At 49.8% G+C, this 20,169-nt stretch carries 15 protein-coding genes; 8 read left to right on the plus strand and 7 right to left on the minus strand.

Features of this window, described 5'->3' with window-relative positions; all coding sequences use genetic code 11:
• Positions 1-39: 39 nt before the first annotated feature.
• The 5 genes from HMPREF1640_RS07865 to dut form a co-directional block, all read right to left on the minus strand.
• Entirely contained in the window at positions 40-1,848 is a 1,809-nt protein-coding gene (locus HMPREF1640_RS07865; RefSeq protein WP_036893738.1) for a long-chain fatty acid--CoA ligase, read from the minus strand.
• Positions 1,849-2,709: 861 nt separating this feature from the next.
• Positions 2,710-4,446, minus strand: coding sequence for a murein hydrolase activator EnvC (locus HMPREF1640_RS07875; RefSeq protein ID WP_036893741.1), 1,737 nt, complete (start codon positions 4,444-4,446; stop codon positions 2,710-2,712).
• Positions 4,443-5,333, minus strand: a complete 891-nt coding sequence (locus HMPREF1640_RS07880; RefSeq protein ID WP_036893742.1) for a DUF4292 domain-containing protein — start codon at positions 5,331-5,333, stop codon at positions 4,443-4,445. Before HMPREF1640_RS07880 ends, HMPREF1640_RS07875 begins: the two co-directional genes overlap by 4 nt.
• Entirely contained in the window at positions 5,330-7,102 is a 1,773-nt protein-coding gene (locus tag HMPREF1640_RS07885; protein ID WP_156098757.1) for a tetratricopeptide repeat protein, read from the minus strand. Before HMPREF1640_RS07885 ends, HMPREF1640_RS07880 begins: the two co-directional genes overlap by 4 nt.
• A gap of 18 nt (positions 7,103-7,120) precedes the next feature.
• Complete coding sequence (gene dut / locus HMPREF1640_RS07890) at positions 7,121-7,558, minus strand: dUTP diphosphatase (protein ID WP_036893764.1); 438 nt, start codon at positions 7,556-7,558, stop codon at positions 7,121-7,123.
• Positions 7,559-7,668: 110 nt separating this feature from the next.
• On the opposite strand from dut, the gene dgt reads away from it, so the two are divergent.
• Complete coding sequence (dgt, locus tag HMPREF1640_RS07895; RefSeq protein ID WP_036893766.1) at positions 7,669-9,006, plus strand: dGTP triphosphohydrolase; 1,338 nt, start codon at positions 7,669-7,671, stop codon at positions 9,004-9,006.
• Between the two features lie 133 nt (positions 9,007-9,139).
• Here the strand turns inward: dgt and HMPREF1640_RS07900 are convergent, their stop codons facing one another.
• Both HMPREF1640_RS07900 and HMPREF1640_RS07905 read right to left on the minus strand, forming a co-directional pair.
• On the minus strand, positions 9,140-10,120 hold the full coding sequence (locus HMPREF1640_RS07900) for a GNAT family N-acetyltransferase (RefSeq protein ID WP_036893743.1): 981 nt from the start codon (positions 10,118-10,120) through the stop codon (positions 9,140-9,142).
• A 17-nt stretch (positions 10,121-10,137) separates the two neighbouring features.
• Entirely contained in the window at positions 10,138-10,992 is an 855-nt protein-coding gene (locus HMPREF1640_RS07905) for a glycerol acyltransferase (RefSeq protein WP_036893767.1), read from the minus strand.
• A gap of 770 nt (positions 10,993-11,762) precedes the next feature.
• Here HMPREF1640_RS07905 and HMPREF1640_RS07915 point away from each other — a divergent pair.
• The 7 genes from HMPREF1640_RS07915 to murD all read left to right on the plus strand — a co-directional run bounded on the left by HMPREF1640_RS07915 (position 11,763) and on the right by murD (position 20,124).
• Positions 11,763-12,227 carry a division/cell wall cluster transcriptional repressor MraZ gene (locus HMPREF1640_RS07915; RefSeq protein ID WP_036893746.1) on the plus strand — a complete coding sequence of 155 codons (465 nt, stop codon included), beginning with the start codon at positions 11,763-11,765 and terminating at the stop codon, positions 12,225-12,227.
• A 34-nt stretch (positions 12,228-12,261) separates the two neighbouring features.
• A complete protein-coding gene (rsmH, locus tag HMPREF1640_RS07920) occupies positions 12,262-13,182 on the plus strand; it encodes a 16S rRNA (cytosine(1402)-N(4))-methyltransferase RsmH (RefSeq protein ID WP_036893747.1) in 921 nt (306 codons plus the stop codon).
• Positions 13,179-13,715 (plus strand): FtsL-like putative cell division protein, encoded by a 537-nt coding sequence (locus tag HMPREF1640_RS07925; RefSeq protein ID WP_231565867.1) that lies wholly within the window; start codon positions 13,179-13,181, stop codon positions 13,713-13,715. Before rsmH ends, HMPREF1640_RS07925 begins: the two co-directional genes overlap by 4 nt.
• Before the next feature lie 7 nt (positions 13,716-13,722).
• Entirely contained in the window at positions 13,723-15,891 is a 2,169-nt protein-coding gene (locus HMPREF1640_RS07930; protein ID WP_036893749.1) for a penicillin-binding protein, read from the plus strand.
• A 45-nt stretch (positions 15,892-15,936) separates the two neighbouring features.
• On the plus strand, positions 15,937-17,391 hold the full coding sequence (locus tag HMPREF1640_RS07935; RefSeq protein WP_036893750.1) for a UDP-N-acetylmuramoyl-L-alanyl-D-glutamate--2,6-diaminopimelate ligase: 1,455 nt from the start codon (positions 15,937-15,939) through the stop codon (positions 17,389-17,391).
• A 44-nt stretch (positions 17,392-17,435) separates the two neighbouring features.
• A complete protein-coding gene (mraY, locus tag HMPREF1640_RS07940; protein WP_036893751.1) occupies positions 17,436-18,704 on the plus strand; it encodes a phospho-N-acetylmuramoyl-pentapeptide-transferase in 1,269 nt (422 codons plus the stop codon).
• Positions 18,705-18,792: 88 nt separating this feature from the next.
• Entirely contained in the window at positions 18,793-20,124 is a 1,332-nt protein-coding gene (gene murD, locus HMPREF1640_RS07945; RefSeq protein ID WP_036893769.1) for a UDP-N-acetylmuramoyl-L-alanine--D-glutamate ligase, read from the plus strand.
• Positions 20,125-20,169 lie beyond the last annotated feature (45 nt).

Genomic DNA, 20,169 nt, shown 5'->3' on the forward strand with positions numbered 1-20,169 from the left:
TGTTTTAAAAACGCCATTTGTGGGCACCGGCCATGACAACTATTCCTCGTACATTTTGTCTATCAGCTCCTTGTATTTTTTATTGATCATGGGGCGTCTCATCTTCAAAGTGTTGGTCAGTTCGCCCGTTTCCATCGTGAAATGATGTGGCAACAGCACAAACCGTTTGATCTGCTCGTAATAGGCCAAGCTCTGTTGCAGCGTTTGTATGCGCTCCATCATCATGTTGTTCACGTCAGGGTTGGCGCATAATTCCTCGTGACTTTCAAATACGACATTATGCTTTCTCGCCCACTCCTCCACGATATTAAACGCCGGAACGACAAGGGCCGAGACAAATTTGCGTTGGTCGGCGATCACCGCCACTTGGTCGACGAACTTGTCTACCAGCAACAACGACTCCACCATTTGTGGAGCCACGTATTTGCCGTTGCTCGTTTTGAAGAGGTCTTTGATGCGCTCTTTTAAGAACAGCTCTCCATTCTCCATGTACCCCGCGTCTCCCGTGTGGAAGAAACCCTCCTTGTCGAAGGCTTGTTCCGTGAGGTCGTCACGATTGTAGTAGCCCTTGGTGATAGTAGGGCCCTTGAGCAGTATCTCGTCGTTGTCAGCTATCTTGATTTCCAAGCCACTGACAGGGAAGCCAACGGAGCCTAACGTAAACTTCTTGCCAAATCGGTCGCAGGACACGGTGGCCAAGCTCTCGGTGAGACCATAGCCCACCACCATAGGTATGCCAACCGAATGAACGAACTCTTCAATATTCTTTGACACGTAAGCGCCAGCCGTCGGGAACAGATGCGGACGCTCCAAGCCAAGCTCCTTGCGCACCAAGCTAAGCACCATCTTGTCCATCAACTTGTATTCCAACATCAAGCTCAAAGGCACCCGCTTGTTGTTACCGTGGCAGTCCACATTATATTTGCGGCCCACCGCCAAGGCATGGGCAAACAGTTTGCGCTGCACCACATTGGACCGGTCTATCTTGTCTTTCACGGCTTGATACACCTTCTCCCAAAACCGTGGCACGCTCGACATGCACGTGGGATGCGTTTCGCGCATGGATTGCTGTATGTCGCGAGGATAGGTATTGATGATCAACTGCGCTCCTTGGCGTAGCGCCAAGTACGCCCACGCGCGCTCAAAGATGTGCGCGAAAGGCAAAAAATTTATCACGCGGTCTTCTTCTCCCACCGGCACGACCTCGGCGTTGACCTTCATGGCGGCTTGGTATTGTGCGTGGGTAAGTATCACGCCCTTGCTCTCGCCAGTGGTGCCGCTGGTATACAAAATGTTGCAGATGTCTTCGTCCTTGGCTTCCGCCCATCGCTGGTCCAATTCCGTTTGCCGCGGAAATTGCTCGCCAAGTTTGATAAAATCCTCGAAATAAAGGGCGTTGGGATCGTGGCTGCTTATGCGCACCCTGCCATCGAAGACTATTATACGCTCCAACGAAGGGCAAACCGGCAACACGCGATGAGCCTTGTCGTACTGCTCTTGCTCGCCAACAAAGAGAAATCTCACCTGCGCGTCATTGATCATGTACTGTATCTGCTGCTCAGAGCAAGTGGCATAAAACGGTATAGAGCAAGCCCTCACACCGTAAGCGCCAAAGTCTGTGTACAAATATTGTATGCAATTTTGCGAGAAGACGGCTATGTTTTCTTTGGGCTTCACGCCAATGTTAAGCAATGCGTTACTCACCTGTTTAACGCGAAGAGAAAAATGGTTCCATGACACGGTCTTCCATGCGGGGTTTCCAAAGTTCCTGAATGTCAACGCCGGGCGAGAGCCATATTTCTTGGCTTGCTCGTGAACGAATACCGAAAAGTGGAGTTTGTTACGCATACGATATGGTTTAATATAATGCAAAGATAAGGTTTATCATGTAAGAAAACAAGAATATCGTTATTTTTTTAATTTGGCGCGTGCGTTAATCGCTGGTCGCATTTGTCGTGACGCATAGACGGCGTTGCCAAGAGGGTGTTTTGTCAGCGTGGTGTATCCGCAAACCTTTTAACGACATGCGAGCAAGGAGTTAAATCGCGAAGCCGGAGACAGAGGGCTGGCGCGCGAGCAACGCTGGCCATGGGATGGAATGGCAGGTCGCACAAATGAAACGCACACGATGAAATGGGCATATTTCGCATATACGCACGTTGTAAACGCACAGCGTGGAATGCCCCAAAAAGTCAATCCAGAAAGATGAAAATATATTGTAAAAAACTTGACAAAAGGTCTTGCGAGACGCTCCTGTTTACAAAAAAGAAAGTATGCGGACGCAAACACGCGAAAATCGAGCCATCTTATCAAGCGACCGCAAAACAACAAGTTACACCAAAGAAAGCATTCTCGCAAAAAAAATGTCCCCCCGACGGCTCGCGATTGAGCGATATTCGGATGCTGATTAGGCATTAAAGGTGTTTCGAATAAGTATGAAACGGAATGTGTTTACGCCTTAAACACGACGCCATAAAGCATTAATCGTGAATACAAAGCGTAAGCGCGCTATACTTGAGAGGCCCCACATTGCCCTGAAATAGGTAAATGCGCCTCTAAAACGACAATTTTTACATATCGCTTTTTGTGACTATTTTATGACAGCGAAGCCCTGTTGTCTTCTTGAAATCGTAGATGAGCAATAAAATTCAGCCTTTGCGGCGTGGGCCATCGGCCAAGGGATACCTGTAAAGAAACGCGCATGGGCGTCTATCTCCTTAACCAAACTTCTGGATTTAGCTTGGCTCGCTCCTTGCGAAGTTGGAATTGAAGTATATTATCAGCGCCGACAGCTCCAATCACTTGCCCTGTTCCAACTTTCTGCCCCTTGCTAACTGATACCGACCGAAGGTTGCAATACACGGATATATAAGCGCCATGACGCACCATGACAACCATGGTCCCACCGTAGCTGATAACCGCGCTCACCTCTCCATCATACACCGAGCGAGCTTGGCAACCATTGCCACCCATGATGTTGACACCCTTGTTGTCGAGCGTCACGCCTTTCAACCCCTCCACATTGTATTGTCCGAAATGGCTAACTATCTTGTATTTGCCGGTAATCGGCATGGGCAACCTGCCTCTATTGGCCTCAAATCCACTGTTCATCATCCGATCCACGGTTGAAAATTTGCGCGCGTTCTCCGCGTTTTCCTTGGCGTCGGCTATTTCCCTCTTTGCCCTCTCGGCGTCTGCCACCTCTTTGCGCTCGGCCGCTCTACGCTGCGACTCGGCCTCGCGGGCAGCCTGCTCGGCGGCCGCGGTTTTTGCCTCAGCCGCGCGTTGGATAGCCTCGGCTCGCTGAGCTTGTTCGGCCAGTTTCCGGGCTGCGGCTTGCTGGGCCGCACGCTCATTGGCTACAGCAGACTCTTTAGCTTTTTTCTCGGCTGCCGCGGCTGCCTCCAAGCGAGCTTGACGGGCTGTTCGCTCGGCCGCGGCTGCTTTGCGAGCCTCTTCCTTCAGCTTGGCCTCCCGCTCCTTGGCTTCCGCTATTCGTCGGGCGTTCTCACGGGCGGCGGCCGCGGCCTCCGCTTTCTTGCGAGCTATTTCGGCAGCTCTGCGCTTGGCAGCTTCGGCCGCGGCTGCCTTGCGTTTAGCCTCGGCCTCAGCGCGGGCTCGGGCTTTCTGTATCTCTATCTCAACCAAGCGGTCTATCTGCGCATTAAGGGCGGCATCCCTTTTATGCTGCTCGGCAATGATCGATTGGATGGTTTTCTGCTGCTTTTGCAATCCTTGCACCATCTGTTGTTGCTCGGTTTTGTTGCCTTCCAGCTTTTGCTTCTCATGCTCACCCTTTGACAAGAGGTTTCTTTTTTGGCCTTTCACATGATGCAATTGTTGTCGCTTGCCGGTCACCTCGCCCTGCTTGGCTTTTACCATCTCGCCTTGAGCGCGCTGGTATTGCGCGTACTCGCGCACAAATCTCAACCGGCGGTACATTTGGTACAAATTTTTAGCCGAGAAAATAAACATCAACTTGTCTTGCACGGAGCGATGGCGCGCCATGTATTTCATGGATTTTATATATCTCGCCTGCCGCTCTTTCAATTGTGCCTCGAGCGTGGACAACTGCGTGTTGAGTATGCCGATATTGCCATCTATATGATGAATGTCGGTGCGAATATCCTCAATGTTTTTTTTCCGACGGTCTATTTCCCCGTTCAACACGAGCAATTGCCGCAACCGTTGCTCCACGTCTTTCTTGTTGGCTTGGAGCGCTCGCTCCTGCTCTCGTATTTTTTTTTGAATGGACGCGCGCTGTCTTTGCAATCCCCTGATAGAAGAATTGCTGTACGTTCTGTTCTTGTCACCTCTCTTTTGAGAAGTGTTCTTGGGCGAGGCCTTGGATGTCGTCGTGTGTTTTTTTCGTGTTTGTTTTCTCGTTTGGGCATCAACGCCAACCACTAAAATAGATGCCAATAAAATAATCAGTATTTTTCTCATTGCAAATCAAGTAATTTCGCGAGAAAATCTCGTGCGTCCATTTGTTTGTAAGAAGGAGAGACGGCAGTGCGAGCGTTCCATTTATCATTGGTGCCAAGCGTACCCATGTCAATCCTTATGATAGTCGTTTTTATCTTGTTGGTAGCTGTCGTGGAGAACGAGAACTCTTGAAAAGTTGGGAAAGCCTTGCTTCCAAGCGGTTTGAACCGGCTGTATTTCCAAGTCAACTCCGACTTGTCGCGCCCGTCATTGTCATAAGTTACAAAAGCGTCTTGTATTTGTCCGTTGTCGCGATCGGCTTGCCACACATAGCCCATCTTGCCATTTCGCAAACTCACATCGACGTTTTTTCCCATTCCATCGATCTTGGCGTCAAATCTATGGAGGTCCGCCTCGCCAATCCTCGAAGCGCCGGGGAGCAACAGTTGGTTCCAAAACAACGCTTGCAGGGAATAGAAATTCAGGCCGTTCTCTTTTAAAAAATCCAATTGATTGTAGTCAGCTTTGACATATTGTTTGTGTAGCCGGTCAATGACAAGTACATAATCGGGAGTGAACTCCAATCTTCCCACCTCGCTCCCAAGCAGCGGAATGAACAGTTGCAAGCGTATGACCTCGTCTTTTCGCATTCTTATGGCTCCCGGCACTGTAATGTCCTTGTCTCCTGTTTGGGCCGTAAAGGTCATGTCGGCGACAATGTTCTTTGCGTAAACTTTTTGGTCGCTCACCTTTTGAACAAAGGCTAATTTTTGCGCCTCCATCGTCGCGGGGCCGTTTGATGGTTTGTCTATCACCGAGCCGCTGTCATTGACCATGGCTTTCTTGGCGCCACAAGAGGCAAGCGCCAAGAGGATGGATAAAATTAAAAAAAATCGCGTTGTCTTCATTTTTTTACCGTATATCGTTTTATTTTCCGATTGATAGCCTTGGCGTCTCCGCCCAGCTTGATGGCTTTTTGCCAGTATTCCAAGGCATGGCCAATGTCTCCCACCTTGGCGTATATGTCTCCGGCATGGTCCATGACGTCAGCGCTGAGCACCGAGTCGGTATCGTTTTTCAAGGCTTGGTCTATGTATATCTTCGCTTCAGCGTACCTGTTTTGGCAGTAAAGCACCCATGCGTAAGTGTCAAGAAAAGTGGCGTTTTTGGGCTCAGCCTTAACCGCCAACGCGCTCATAGCCTCCGCTCGTTTGAGATCTCCGCCCTCGACGGAAAGGAAATAGGCGTAATTGTTGAGTGTGTTAACGTGGTCTGGCTTCCATTTTAAGCAACTGTCAAAAGCCTCGTACGCCTTTTCGCGACATCCTTGGTTATGGTATATCTCTCCCATGATGGCGTAAAAGTCGCTTACAATGGCCGGATCGCTTTTGTCGTTGATTTCGGCAGTGCCACGCTGAAAGGCGTCAAGAGCTCCCTTGTCGTCTTTTTGATAGTAACGCGCAAGACCCGTGAAATAATAAAACGCCATTTCATCAGGATTGTAAAGCATGCCCGGCTCGCTTAACTCGGACACTTCCCTCCAATTTTGCTTGGCCCATTCGCTTTGGATTAACTGAAAGCGCGCGGCGGCATTGTCAGGCGCAAGCTTGAGCAATTGCTCCAATATTTGATTGGTTCGCTCTTGGGGCATCTTCTTGAGCGAATAGTATGCCGCTTGCATTTCCAATATCGACGAGTCTTTTGGCAATTCTTTTTGCATGCGATCAAACAGTGAAAGGATAACGGTGGAGTCTCCTCCTTGTCGCTCGTTATCCTGAATGAATTGCCGCAAAAAATGCACACGGGTTTCTTTCGGAGTGTTTTTTCCAAGCAAGATACGTTCCATCATCGCATTGGCTTGTTCTTTTTCCCCATTCAATCGATAGTAATCATACATCGAGCTTTGCGCGTAAACGTTGTCAGGCTCCGCTTTTAGCGCGGTGTCGAACAACTTGTACGCTTTCTTGGGCTTCTTGTTTTGCAAGAGCCAATTGCCTAACATAATCGTGTAAGTAAGGTCGTTGGGATGCGTGTCGGCCAAAGTTTTCAATGTTTGGTAAGCCTTTTTGGTATCGTTTTTCAGTTCGTACACACGCATACGAGCCAAGGCGAATTGTTCGTTCTCACCCTCTATTTGCTCCAATCTGTCGATGGCATGGAGCATTTTGGCGTAATCTTTCCGCTGTTGGTACAGTTGGACGAGGATGTTTATCACGTCGCCTCGATCGCGCTGCGTCTCGCTTAATCGCTCGTAAACTTTGACCGCTTTGGCATAATCGCCCAGCCCGATATAATATTGAGCCAATTTCTCTTGATAAGCGCTGTTCCGGGGGCGCAATCGAGCGGCCATTTCCAAGCGATTTAGCGCGACGCTGTCTTGGCGAAGCTGAGAGAAATACCGCGCTTGAAAGAAGTAGGCCTCGGCCCTCAAAGAGTCTATCTCAAGGCAATGCCCCAACAAATCGAACGCCGCAGCATAGTGTCCGGCATTTTGTTGCCGCACGGCCTCAAGAAAAAAATATTTGTATCGCAAACTGTCAGCGTAGCTTGGCTCGCGCGACGCTTTTTGTGTCTTCGGGCTTTTGGCTATCCCCCCATTGGCATATAGGCGCAAGGGCACACCCCAAGTCATGGCCATAAAAATGGCGACCACGCATAGCGTGAATTGTTTCCGCATTCCGACCATCTCCAATTGTTATTTTATCCCCGTATGACCGTATCCTCCATAGCCCCGATCCGTTTCGTCAAGCTCGTCCACTTGTTCAAAAGCGGCCTGCTCATAGCGCGCTATGACCATTTGCGCTATACGCTCGCCGTCGTTGATAACAAACTCCTCGTCGGAAAAATTCACGAGCAAAACTTTAACCTCTCCACGATAATCGGCGTCGATAGTGCCAGGCGTATTGAGCACGGTGATGCCGTGTTTCAGGGCTAATCCACTTCTTGGGCGCACTTGTGCCTCGTAACCATCGGGCAAGGCGATATGCAATCCGGTTGGCACCAACTGTCTTTGCATTGGCCTCAACACGACAGGCGTGTCGAGATTAGCCCTCAAGTCCATCCCCGCGCTTTGAGCCGTGGCATAGCGAGGAAGCAGCTGGCGCCCCTTGTTGACAACTTTGATTTTTACCATATAAAGTGCAAATATAAACAATTCCATCCACATTATTACATTTTAAATATTAAAAAGACCGAAAACAGAAAATTAAACGTAACTTTGCGAACAAAGCATACAGCATTATGATGGACTGGAAACAACTCATATCCAACAGGCGTTTGGGGCAGGAATATCGCCATCCCTTGCGCCATGACGACCGATCGGAGTTCAAACGCGACGGCGATCGGCTCATCTATTCGGCTCCCTTCCGCCGCTTGCAAAACAAGACGCAGGTCTTTCCGCTACCCGGAAGCGTATTCGTGCACAACCGGCTCACCCACTCTTTGGAAGTTTCCTCACTCGGCAAGTCGTTGGGCGACGACGTGGCCAAGCGTCTTGTCAAAAAACATCCGGAGCTCCGTGGAACCCTCTTTGAGGAGATGGGAACCATTGTTCAAACCGCCGGGCTGGCACACGACATGGGAAACCCACCATTCGGGCACTCCGGAGAAAAAGCCATCCAAACCTATTTCACGGAGGACAAAGGCTCTTTTCTCAAACATAAGGTAAGTTCGGAGTTTTGGGATGATATCACACATTTCGAGGGAAACGCCAACGCTTTTCGTCTACTGACACATCAATTCAAGGGGCGTAGGCCCGGAGGATTCGTGATGACATACACCTCGCTTGCGGCTATGGTGAAATATCCATTCGCCAGCGCGGTCTCCGGAGCGCACGGCAAATTTGGTTTTTTCACGTCGGAGATAGATACTTATCAAAAAATAGCCGATGAATTGGGCATTATTCGCATATCAAAGCCAAATGATCCCTTACGGTATGTACGGCATCCCTTAGTCTATTTGATGGAGGCGGCAGATGACATCTGCTATGAGATCATGGATATAGAAGACTCACACAAACTCAAGATCCTGTCATACGAGGAAACCTCCGACCTGCTCTTGGGTTTCATGGAGCCCCCCATGCGAGAGTCCATCAAGGAGCGTTTGGAGACCGAGGGGGTAACAGACCCCAACGAGCGCGTTAATTATATGCGCGCCTGCGTCGTGGGGTTGCTTGAGGGGGAGTGCGTAAAGACATTTGTCGAGCATGAGGACGAGATCCTGTCGGGCACGTTTCAAGGGAGCCTTATTGACAATATCGCCGAACATCAGCGCTTAGCGTACAAGCGATGCGCAAAGATAGCTTACAAAAAAATATACCGAAGCAAGCCTGTTTTGGACGTGGAGCTGAGTGGTTACAAGATCATGGAGACATTGATGCAGCGATTTATAGACGCCGCCGTAAATCCTGGCAAATTTCATAGCAAGCAGCTCATAGACCGCGTGAGCAGCCAATACGACATTGAAAGCGACAATTTGGAAACGCGTGTCATGGCCGTCTTGGATTACATCAGTGGCATGACGGACATTTACGCTCTTGACATATACCAAAAAATCAATGGCATATCCTTGCCCATCGTGTAGCCGTACCTGCCAACACGCGAACGTGTTAAAATACATTCATGCCAAATGAGGACGACGTCGAAAAGCCCTTCCGTGGCCAGTAGCCATGGAAGGGCTTTTCGATTGTGTGCCAACGGTAGCTTTTCTCAAGCCGTTACAGTATCACGTTATTGGGCTTTCCGGGAATCTTGAGGGCTTCCGGGTGCTCTTTCACGAAACTATTGATATGCCTGATACGTTTCTCCTCAAATATTTCGTCTGTCGCAATGAGAATGCCGCTCTCTTCCACGTTGCCAAACGTGTCGTTGATGGCTGTGCCAAAAAATTTCATCGATGGGCTGAGGTTCATGTACGCGTTGACTAACGGCGGTATGTTAAAACCCAATTGGCGAACCTCGTGGTTAAGTATGCGGTAGTCTGCCTTAAAGTCTTTTTCGCAAAAAATAGAAGCCAATTCTGTTTGATCAGACTCCATTCTTATAGGTTTCATCGGGCAAATCAGCTTTTCTTTATCCCCAAAATGCTTTTGTAAAAAATATAATATCATGTCTCGTCCACGCCTGCTGAACGAGGGGTACATCGTCATTTTTCCCAAAAAATATTTGCACCGCGGATTGAGCACGGTAAGCGCGCCAAGACCGTCCCATAGATTGTCAAGCGCGAAGATACTCTTGACACTCTTTCTCACATTTTGATACTCCAACGACACGAACGACCGGCCCAACTCAACAGTGTAGGGCGCATAGTGTCTCATAAAGTCGTCAGAGAACCTGAACAGGTGACTCATGGCCAAATTAGGCTGTCCGTCATCCTTTATTTTCCATTTGTCGCCAAACAGATAGCGGTATCCACCAATGATTTCCTCGGCCTCCGGATTCCAAACCACCAATTGATTACAACCATCACGCATGGTGTCATAGCAATCTATATCAACGGATTTGCCCGTTCCTCCACCCGCGCCCCTGAAAGCAATCTCCCTCTGCCGGCCTATTTCCCTCATCACGTTGGGCGAATTTTGAGCCGTAACCACGTAGATGTCGTTATGACTTTTGTTGGTGGTACGCATCAGTCGATCTGGCGTGAGCTCTTTTTTCAACGCCTCCTTGCTAACGGGTTGGATAATTTTTTCTTCCATATTGTTTATAGTTGGCCTTACTCCGCACGCAGCCCCAGTGTTCCTGCCTGCTCATAAACCCTATCTTCTACATATTTTGCCCATTCCACCGCTTTTTTTCCACTGTCGAAAGTTTGCCAGGGAATAGGCTTCCCCACTACCACTCTAAAGTGTTTGTGCCGGTTTTTGTACATCTCGTCCACCAAGAACAGCATGGCGATATTTACTTTCAGCCCTATCATCTTTTGCCATTTTGCTATGCGATAAAAGCGTTTAGAATTGTGACCACTGAAATAGATGGGCACAACGTCACGCTGATATTGCACGCTTTTGGTCACAAATGTTTTTTTCCAAGGCAAGTCATGTATTCTGCCGCCAACGAGACGCGAGTTTAGGCCAGCCGGGAACATGAGTATGTGGTTGTCGCTCCGGAAGCCCGTTTCTACAATTCGCGGAAAGTCTCGCGCCTGTCGCCCGGTTTTATTGATGCCGATACACACAGGTCTCAACCCGGGCAAAAACATCAAAAGGTCGTTCACCAAGTAGCGAAACTTCCCATCGTAACGCCTGCCTACGATGGCGCCAAGGCACACGCCGTCTTGCCCTCCTAACGGATGGTTGGAAACAAAGGTGTAGAGTTTGCCGTCATGCTTGTCGGGCAGGTTCTCCTCGCCCTCGATGGAAACGTCCATGTCCAAGTATTTCACGCACGCTTCCAGCCATGGCGTACCCTCCTTGTCACGATTTTCCCACAAGAAAGCGTTTACCTCGTCTTCGTGGGCCAAGCGTTTCAACCAACTAATGACAAAACGGGGCACATACTTCACCTTGCTCCCCATCTTGCTTCTCAGCACCTTTTCAATGTCAATTGTTTTTTGTACGTTTTGCGCCATGTTTCCCATCATGCTAAGTAGTTGCAAAAATAGCACATCTTTTCGTAATTTTTACTTTTTCTTTTTAAAAAAAACGTAATTTCTTAAAAATGAAATATAAAACCGTCAAATTTTGAAATACAATCCCTTCTTTATCATCGCCGTAACGCCGAAATGGAAAATCAACCTACCTCTATCTATGGCCGGCATCAGTTCGCGAACACTCCCGGCTGTACTATCACTCCAGAAAATGTCAATATAAATCATAAAAAATAAATCGCTCGTAACCATGTGGCATATCGGCCAAATTTTTAAACCGCGCCATGACAAAATAATACTTTTACAGAAAGCCTTCTTCGGTTTGCCATTGGCATCCAATCATGGCGCCATAAAACACTGTTTGTAAGCCCTTGCAAATAATCTGGCATGTGAACAAAATCCGAAAAACAACAAGTGGCTTACAAACAGCGATTTGCGCGAAGCGTCAAAAACAAAGGCCCACCACCGCCTCCGCCGCATGGGTTTGTACCGATAATTTCTAATCATGGGACGTTCGTAAGATTTGTTACATCTTTTTTACTTTGTCTCGAATTTGGCTGACAAGTTTGCGCACACACCACAAGCTGTAAAAATACAACACACGGCAACAAAGCCGAAGACGTTTAAAAAACGTACGGAACAAGCGAACCACGTTAAAAAACAGCCCAAAACGAAAAATAGTGGGGCAAAGTGGCTAAAAGTGGGGAAATTTGCGTAACTTTGAAGCGAAATCAGATTACATAGATGTACGCATGCGATTTTTAGGCAACATAGAAGCAAAGATAGACACGAAAGGACGAGCCTTTCTCCCCGCACAGTTTCGCAAGAAGCTCGTGCATGGCGAGGAAGACAGCCTCGTGCTTCGACAGGACATCTTTGAGCGTACGCTTGTGCTCTACCCCGAGCCAGTGTGGAACGACCTGATGGACGAGCTACGCGGCCGACTATCACGCTGGGATCGTGCGCAGCAAATGGTCTATCGCACGTTTGTGAGTGGAGTGACATACGTTTCGATGGATTCCAACGGGCGCATCCTTATTCCTCGAGACTTCCTTGAGACCGTGGGCATCAAGCAGTCGCTACGCTTTGTAGGCATGGGCGACACCATTGAGATATGGGCTTGTCAAGCCAGCGACAGTTTACCCATCATGGAAAAAAACGAGTTTGCGGAAGCGTTGGAACAGCTTATGAGCAGCAAGGACAGCCAACTTGAATGATCAAGGTCCGCAAAAAAATATTTTCCCCAAAAACATGGTTACCAAAGCAGAGACATATCACATCCCGGTGTTGCTCAAAGCGAGCGTGGACGGATTGGCTATCAAGCCCGGTGGCATCTACGTGGATGTCACCTTTGGCGGTGGCGGCCACTCGCGCGAGATACTCTCGAGGCTTGGCGGCAAGGGTCGGTTGTTCAGTTTTGACCAGGATGAAGACGCGGAGGCCAACATCGGGGATGTCGCGGCCGAAGGTTTCACCTTTGTGCGCTCCAACTTTCGCTACCTGAAAAATTGGATGCGCTATTACAAGATAAGCAGCATAGATGGCCTTTTGGCCGATCTTGGCGTGTCGAGCCACCATTTTGACGATGAGACACGGGGGTTCTCGTTCCGCTTTGACGCTCCCTTGGACATGCGCATGAACAATCGCGCGGGAAAGACGGCCGCGGATGTAGTAAACGAGGAGACCGAGGAACGGCTGGCATCCATCTTCTATCTCTATGGCGAATTGAAATCCGCGCGGCGAATAGCGGCAGCCATCGCGAAGGCGCGAAAAGAGGCCACCATCTCCACCACGCAAGATTTGGCGCGAATAGTGGAACCCATACTCAACCGAGAACGGGAGAAAAAAGACATGGCCAAGCTCTTTCAGGCTCTGCGCATAGAGGTGAACCAAGAGATGGAGGCCCTCAAGGAGATGCTCCGGGCGGCAACGCAACTACTCGCCCCGGGTGGTAGAATGAGTGTCATAACTTACCACTCGATAGAAGATCGCATCGTGAAAAACCTGATAAAAACTGGCAATGTGGATGGACGGATTGAGAAAGATTTCTTCGGCAATGTGGAACTCGCGCTCAAGCCCGTGAACAACAAAGTAATCATACCCGACCAGAACGAGCAGGCGCACAACCCAAGAAGCAGAAGCGCCAAACTAAGAATAGCGGAAAAGAAATGAAAGAGGATTTAAAGAATAACTCGCATGCGTCAAGCCAGGCCCCCGATGGCTCCGCCAACCAAGCAGCGACAGAGGCCTTGCGCGCCACCACCTCCACAGAAAACCTGAAGAACGGGGAGACACCCCTAACGGAAGATGGCAACAACGAACAAGCTCCGACGCTCAAGCAGGTGATACAGGAACAAGCCATCGAAGGAGAGGCGCCACTGTCGCGTAAATTCTCCTTGCGCAAAATATTGGGTGGCGACATACTAAACACGGCCGCCATACGTCGGCAAATATGGCTGTTTGTGCTGATAGCCGCTTTCATGGTGGTCTATATTGCCAACAGATATGGTTGCCAGCGTGACATCATTGAGATAGATCATCTGCAAGAAGAGTTGAAAGACGCCAAATACAAAGCCCTCTCAAGCATGAGTCAACTTACGGAGAAAAGCCGCGAGAGCAACGTGATGGAAATACTCAAAACAAACCAGGACAGCGTGCTGAAAATAGCCAAGCAACCGCCATACATCATCAACATACCCGAATAGCACGAATATGAGCAAATTTGACTATAATAAAATCATGCCGCGATACAGCGCCATCGCCGTGGTGATGACGTTGGTGGCTATCGCCGTGGTGGGCAAAGCGGCATACACCATGACCGCCAAGCGCGATTATTGGCAGAAAGTGGCCAACCGAGTGAAGAAAGACAGCGTGGAGGTGATACCCACGCGCGGCAACATATTGAGTTGCGACGGCCAGCTGCTGGCATCCTCGCTGCCAGAGTTTAAAATCTATATGGACTTCAAGCCCCTCAAGGACACGGGCACAGACTCACTCTGGGAGGCCAAGATAGACAGTATATGCATGGGCTTGCACCATATATTCCCGGAACGAAGCGCGGCGGAATTTAAGGCCTCGTTGGAAAAGGGGCGAAGAGAAGAGAAGCGGCATTGGCCCATTTGGCCGAACCGCATAGACTACAACACATTCTCGCAGGTGAAGCAACTGCCAGTGCTAAACCTAAGCAAGAACAAGAGTGGCTTTCACTGGGAGGAGCTTAACGCGCGCGAGCGACCTTACGGCACGTTGGCCGGACGAACCGTGGGCGACATGTACGCGGCCATGAATGGTGGCCGCACGCCCCGATGTGGGTTGGAATTGTCGTACAACTCGCTCTTGCGCGGCACGACAGGCATCAAACACCGCCGCAAGGTGCTCAATCGTTATCTTGACATTGTGGACACGCCACCTATCGCCGGGGCAGACATCGTGACCACCATCGACGTAAGCATGCAAGACTTGGCAGAGCGTGCGGTGATCGACGAGCTGAAGGAAATAAACGGCAACGTGGGCGTAGCCATTGTGATGGAGGTGAAAACCGGCGACGTGAAAGCCATCGTGAACATGGAAAAATGCGTGGACGGCGAGTATCGTGAAATCAAAAACCACGCCGTAAGCGACCTCTTGGAGCCAGGCTCCGTGTTCAAACCAATCTCTATCATGACCGCGTTGGAAGATGGCATGTGCGACACCAACAAGGTGGTGGACACCGGTGGGGGCGTTTGGCCCATGTACGGCAGGGAGATGAAAGACCACAACTGGCGCCGTGGTGGCTATGGCACGATGACGCTTCCGAAAACGCTGAAAGTGAGCTCGAACATCGGCGTGAGCCGTATCATAGACGAATATTACCATGCCAACCCCGAGAAATTTGTACGCGGCGTATATCGATCGGGTATCACCGCCGATCTGCACATACCCATCGTTGGCGCCACGCATGGCAAAGTGCGCATGCCCAAGAAAAACAAGCGAGGCGAATGGGTCAATTGGAGCAACACCGCCCTGCCATGGATGAGCATCGGATACGAGTCGCAGATACCACCCATCTCTACGCTGGCATTCTACAACGCCATAGCCAACGACGGAAAAATGATGCAGCCACGCTTTGTGAAAGCGGCAGTGAAGGACGGCAAAATATTGCAAGAGTTTCCGCCACAAGTGGTGGAGGGGCACGAGCAGATAGCGTCGCCACGCGTTATCAAGCTGATGCAAGAAATGCTGCGAAAAGTGGTAAGCGAAGGTTTAGGGCGCAAAGCAGGGTCTGAGGCATTTGGCGTGGCGGGCAAGACAGGCACCGCGCAAATATCGCAAGGCGTAGCCGGATACAAGAGTGGACGCGTGAACTACTTGTTGTCGTTCGCCGGATACTTTCCCGCCGACGCGCCACGGTACAGCTGTATCGTATGTATTCAAAAATCTGGGCTACCCGCCTCGGGCGGTGGCATGAGCGGAGTGGTGTTTCATAACATAGCCGAGGGCATCATGGCGCACGACATTCGTTTTGACGTGGCCGACGCCCGCGACTCCTTGTCAATGCCAATTCCCGACGTGAAAGATGGAAACGTGCTCTCGGCCGACTATGTGTTGTCGCAACTCGGCATCAAGACAAACGCCAATTTTAGCAGCGGCTCCGCCATGAACACACCAGTGTGGGGCAAGGTGATAAAATATGCCGACCACGTGTCTTTGGTAAAACAAAAAACGGTTGGCAAGAAACGCATGCCCAATGTCATGGGCATGGGCGCCCGGGACGCTGTTTATCTCATCGAGAGTAGAGGTGCGACATGCCGCGTCAAAGGTAGGGGCAAGGTAGTGGCGCAGAGCTTGCCACTCGGCCATTACATAAAAAAAGGTGACGTGTGCGCGCTGACATTGGAGTAAACCGTTACACGTGAATTAAACCATTGGACCATAAATAAACAACATATGAAATTAAAAGAATTGCTGATTGGCGTTAAGCCGCTTGCCATCATTGGCGACACGGATGTTGATATTACCGGCGTGAACATTGATTCGCGCAAGATACAAGATGGCAATTTATTTGTAGCGATGAAAGGAACATTGGTGGACGGCCATCAATTCATCACCAAAGCCATCTCGTTGGGGGCCAAGGCCATCTTGTGCGAAGACCTGCCCACGGAACGGCCCGCGGACGTTACCTATGTGAGAGTGGCCGACACGGAGAACGAAGTGGGCAAGGTGGCAACCGCATTTTACGATTGCCCATCCAAGAAACTGAAACTCGTTGGGGTGACGGGAACTAACGGGAAAACCACCGTCGCCACCTTATTATATAACATGTTCAGAAAATTGGGATACAAATGCGGCCTGCTGTCCACGGTATGCAACTACATAGAAGAAAGCGCCATACCTGCCGACCACACCACTCCGGACCCCATAGAATTGAACTATCTGCTCCACAAAATGGTGGAGGCGGGTTGCGACTATGTATTCATGGAATGCTCCAGCCACGCCATCGCGCAGAAGCGTATTGGCGGCCTGACTTTCACGGGGGGAATTTTCACCAACCTGACACGCGACCATTTAGACTATCACAAGACATTCGAGAACTATAGAAACGCAAAAAAGGCGTTCTTTGACATGCTGCCAAAAACGGCCTTCGCCATCACAAACGCCGACGACAAAAACGGCATGTACATGGTACAGAACACGAAGGCTACGGTAAAGACGTATTCCATGAGCCGAATGGCCGACTTCAAAGCCAATATTGTGGAGATGCACTTTGCCGGCATGTATCTCAACATGGATGGACACGAGGTAGGGGTTCAATTTATCGGCAAGTTCAACGTGAGCAACTTGCTGGCCGTGTATGGAACCGCCATCATGCTTGGACAGAAGAGCGAGGACATCCTCGTGGCCTTGAGCATGCTCCACAGCGTGAGCGGCAGGTTGGAACCTATACAGTCGCCCGACGGCTACACGGCCATCGTGGATTACGCCCACACGCCCGACGCGCTTGAGAACGTGCTCAATGCCATACATGAGGTGGACGGGAAAGGACATGTCATCACCGTGTGTGGAGCAGGAGGAAATCGCGACAAAGGCAAACGGCCGCTCATGGCACGCGAGGCCGTGAAGCAAAGCGACAAGGTAATCATCACGAGCGACAACCCCCGTTTTGAGGAACCACAGGCCATCATTGACGATATGCTGGCCGGCCTGAACAGCCAGCAAATGAAAAAGGTGTTGAGTATCGTGGACAGGCGCGAGGCTATCAAGACAGCTTGCATGATGGCACAAAAAGGAGACGTTATTTTGATAGCTGGCAAAGGGCATGAAAATTATCAAGAAATAAAAGGCGTGAAACACCATTTCGATGACAAAGAGGTGGTGAAAGAGATTTTCGGACTCAACAATTAAAACGGCGAGGCAGCTCAAGCAACAAAACAAACAGAATACGAAACATGCTATATTATCTTTTCAGATTTTTAGAACAGTACGGCATATCGGGCGCGAGGATGTGGGGATACATCTCCTTCAGGGCTCTTTTGGCCTTGATTTTGTCTCTTGTCATCTCCGTGTGGTTTGGTGAGAGGTTTATCAAATATTTAAAAAAGAAACAAATTACCGAGACAGCGCGCGACGAGAAGATAGACCCATTCGGCACCAAGAAGATTGGCGTGCCATCCATGGGCGGCATCATTGTCATCATGGCGGTGCTTATCCCAGTGCTGCTGCTGGGTAGGTTGAGAAACGTTTATCTCATCCTCATGGTCATAACGACGGTATGGTTAGGCTTTCTTGGCGGCATGGACGACTACATCAAGATATTCCGAAAAAACAAGGAAGGACTGAAAGGGAAATACAAAATAGTGGGGCAATTGGGCATTGGGCTTATCGTAGGATTGGTGCTTTGGGCCTCGCCCGACGTAAAATCGAACGAGAACATAGTGCTTGAGCGGCAAGGACAAGAGATGGTTGTGAAACATAGGACCGACGCGCGCAAGACGCTCAAGACCACCATCCCGTTTCTGAAAGGACACAATCTGGATTATTCACAAATCATGTCGTTCTGTGGCAAGCACAAAGTGGCGGCCGGATGGATTCTTTTTGTCATCATGACCATTCTCGTGGTCACGGCCGTGAGCAATGGCGCCAATCTCAATGACGGCATGGATGGCATGGCGGCGGGCAACTCGGCTATCATTGGCGTAGCCCTTGGCATACTCGCTTACGTGAGCTCGCACATAGAGTTCGCCGCCTACTTGAACATCATGTACATACCCGGCTCACAAGAGTTGGTGGTGTTTATGTGCGCGTTCGTGGGCGCGCTAATCGGTTTTTTATGGTACAACGCATATCCCGCACAGGTGTTCATGGGCGACACGGGGTCGCTAACCATAGGTGGCATAATCGGGGTGACCGCCGTCATCATACACAAAGAATTGTTGTTGCCCATACTGTGCGGCATCTTTTTTGTGGAAAGCCTGAGCGTGATAGTGCAGGTGTGGTATTACAAATGGGGTAAACGCAAGGGGGTGAGACAACGCGTTTTCAAGCGCACGCCCATACACGACAACTTCCGTGTGACCCAAGACCAATTGGACCCCGACTGCAATTATCTCGTAAAGGCTCCACGGTCGGCCAAGCACGAGAGCAAAATCACCATCCGCTTTTGGATTATCACCATTATCCTCGCGGCTATGACAATTATCACTTTGAAGATGAGATAAGCTAAAGAAAAATGATTGGGACAGCGCGCGAACCGCTTGGATAACCTGACGCGCAATGTCACACATACAAACAAAGAAGAAAAAAAACATGAAAAGAATAGTAGTTTTGGGAGCTGGAGAAAGCGGAGCCGGAGCCGCGGTCTTGGCTAAAAAAGAGGGATTTGACGTATTTGTGTCTGACTCGACAAGCATCAAGGATAAATACAAGCAACGACTTGACGACCATGGCATAGCATGGGAGGAGGGAGGACACACCGAGGCGGATATATTGAACGCCGACGAGGTGATAAAAAGCCCGGGCATACCAGACGAGACACCTATAATCCAAAAACTTATCAAACAGGAAACGCACATTATAAGCGAGATAGAGTTTGCTGGAAGGTACACCCATTCCAAGATGATTTGTATCACCGGAAGCAACGGGAAGACCACCACGACATCTCTCATATACCACATTTTCAAAACCGCTGGGTATGACGTGGGTTTGGCAGGGAATATCGGACGTAGCCTCGCGTTACAGGTAGCGGAAGACCCTCACGAGTATTACATCATAGAATTGAGTTCTTTCCAACTGGACAACATGTATGACTTCAGGGCCAACATCGCCATATTGCTCAACATAACGCCCGACCACCTTGACCGCTACAACTACAAATTCCAAAACTACGTGAACGCCAAGATGCGCATCATACGCAACCAAACGGAGACGGACAGTTTCATCTACTGGAATGACGACCCCGTGATAAAGAAAGAACTGGACAAATATGACATACACGCCGTGCGATGCCCTTTCTCAGAAGTGAAAGAAAAGGGAAGTATCGGATATATTGAGCAGGGACAGTACAAATTGGAATATCCCGTGCCTTTTAACATGGAGCAAGAAGCACTGTCTCTCACGGGGAAACACAATATATACAACTCGCTGGCCGCCGGCATAGCCTCCAACATCAGTGGCATCAAGAAAGAGGTTATCCGCAAGAGCCTGAGCGACTTTCCCGGGGTGGAACATCGTTTGGAAAAAGTGTGCGACGTGGCCGGCGTGCACTACGTGAACGACTCCAAAGCAACCAACGTAGACGCTTGCTGGTACGCCTTGGAGAGCATGCGCACTCCCACCATTCTCATACTCGGCGGCAAGGATAAGGGCAACGATTACACGGCCATCAAAGAGTTGGTGAGACAAAAATGCGCCGGATTGGTATATCTCGGAGCCGACAACAAAAAATTGCATGACAATTTTGACGGCATGGGGATACCCGTGGCAGACACACACTCGATGAAAGAGTGTGTGGAAGCCTGCCACCGAATGGCCAAGACCGGCGACACCGTGCTACTCTCGCCATGCTGCGCCAGCTTTGACCTTTTCAAGAACATGGAGGATCGAGGAAACCAGTTTAAGGCATTGGTACGAAACCTTTAACGGCTTTCGCAACAAAGGTTACAATGGAGCACAAACGTATATAGC

Origin of the sequence: Prevotella sp. S7-1-8, assembly GCF_000758925.1 — a bacterium.
Lineage (GTDB): Bacteria > Bacteroidota > Bacteroidia > Bacteroidales > Bacteroidaceae > Prevotella.

What these genes read in the sequence shown, in the direction of transcription:
- rsmH (WP_036893747.1), top strand. Translation starts at nt 12,262, where the DNA reads ATGGTTACCAAAGCAGAGACATATCACATCCCGGTGTTGCTCAAAGCG.
- HMPREF1640_RS07900 (WP_036893743.1), bottom strand. Translation starts at nt 10,120, where the DNA reads ATGGAAGAAAAAATTATCCAACCCGTTAGCAAGGAGGCGTTGAAAAAA.
- HMPREF1640_RS07935 (WP_036893750.1), top strand. Translation starts at nt 15,937, where the DNA reads ATGAAATTAAAAGAATTGCTGATTGGCGTTAAGCCGCTTGCCATCATT.
- HMPREF1640_RS07875 (WP_036893741.1), bottom strand. Translation starts at nt 4,446, where the DNA reads ATGAGAAAAATACTGATTATTTTATTGGCATCTATTTTAGTGGTTGGC.
- HMPREF1640_RS07885 (WP_156098757.1), bottom strand. Translation starts at nt 7,102, where the DNA reads ATGCGGAAACAATTCACGCTATGCGTGGTCGCCATTTTTATGGCCATG.
- HMPREF1640_RS07905 (WP_036893767.1), bottom strand. Translation starts at nt 10,992, where the DNA reads ATGGCGCAAAACGTACAAAAAACAATTGACATTGAAAAGGTGCTGAGA.
- mraY (WP_036893751.1), top strand. Translation starts at nt 17,436, where the DNA reads ATGCTATATTATCTTTTCAGATTTTTAGAACAGTACGGCATATCGGGC.
- HMPREF1640_RS07880 (WP_036893742.1), bottom strand. Translation starts at nt 5,333, where the DNA reads ATGAAGACAACGCGATTTTTTTTAATTTTATCCATCCTCTTGGCGCTT.
- dgt (WP_036893766.1), top strand. Translation starts at nt 7,669, where the DNA reads ATGGACTGGAAACAACTCATATCCAACAGGCGTTTGGGGCAGGAATAT.
- dut (WP_036893764.1), bottom strand. Translation starts at nt 7,558, where the DNA reads ATGGTAAAAATCAAAGTTGTCAACAAGGGGCGCCAGCTGCTTCCTCGC.
- HMPREF1640_RS07865 (WP_036893738.1), bottom strand. Translation starts at nt 1,848, where the DNA reads ATGCGTAACAAACTCCACTTTTCGGTATTCGTTCACGAGCAAGCCAAG.
- murD (WP_036893769.1), top strand. Translation starts at nt 18,793, where the DNA reads ATGAAAAGAATAGTAGTTTTGGGAGCTGGAGAAAGCGGAGCCGGAGCC.
- HMPREF1640_RS07925 (WP_231565867.1), top strand. Translation starts at nt 13,179, where the DNA reads ATGAAAGAGGATTTAAAGAATAACTCGCATGCGTCAAGCCAGGCCCCC.
- HMPREF1640_RS07930 (WP_036893749.1), top strand. Translation starts at nt 13,723, where the DNA reads ATGAGCAAATTTGACTATAATAAAATCATGCCGCGATACAGCGCCATC.
- HMPREF1640_RS07915 (WP_036893746.1), top strand. Translation starts at nt 11,763, where the DNA reads ATGCGATTTTTAGGCAACATAGAAGCAAAGATAGACACGAAAGGACGA.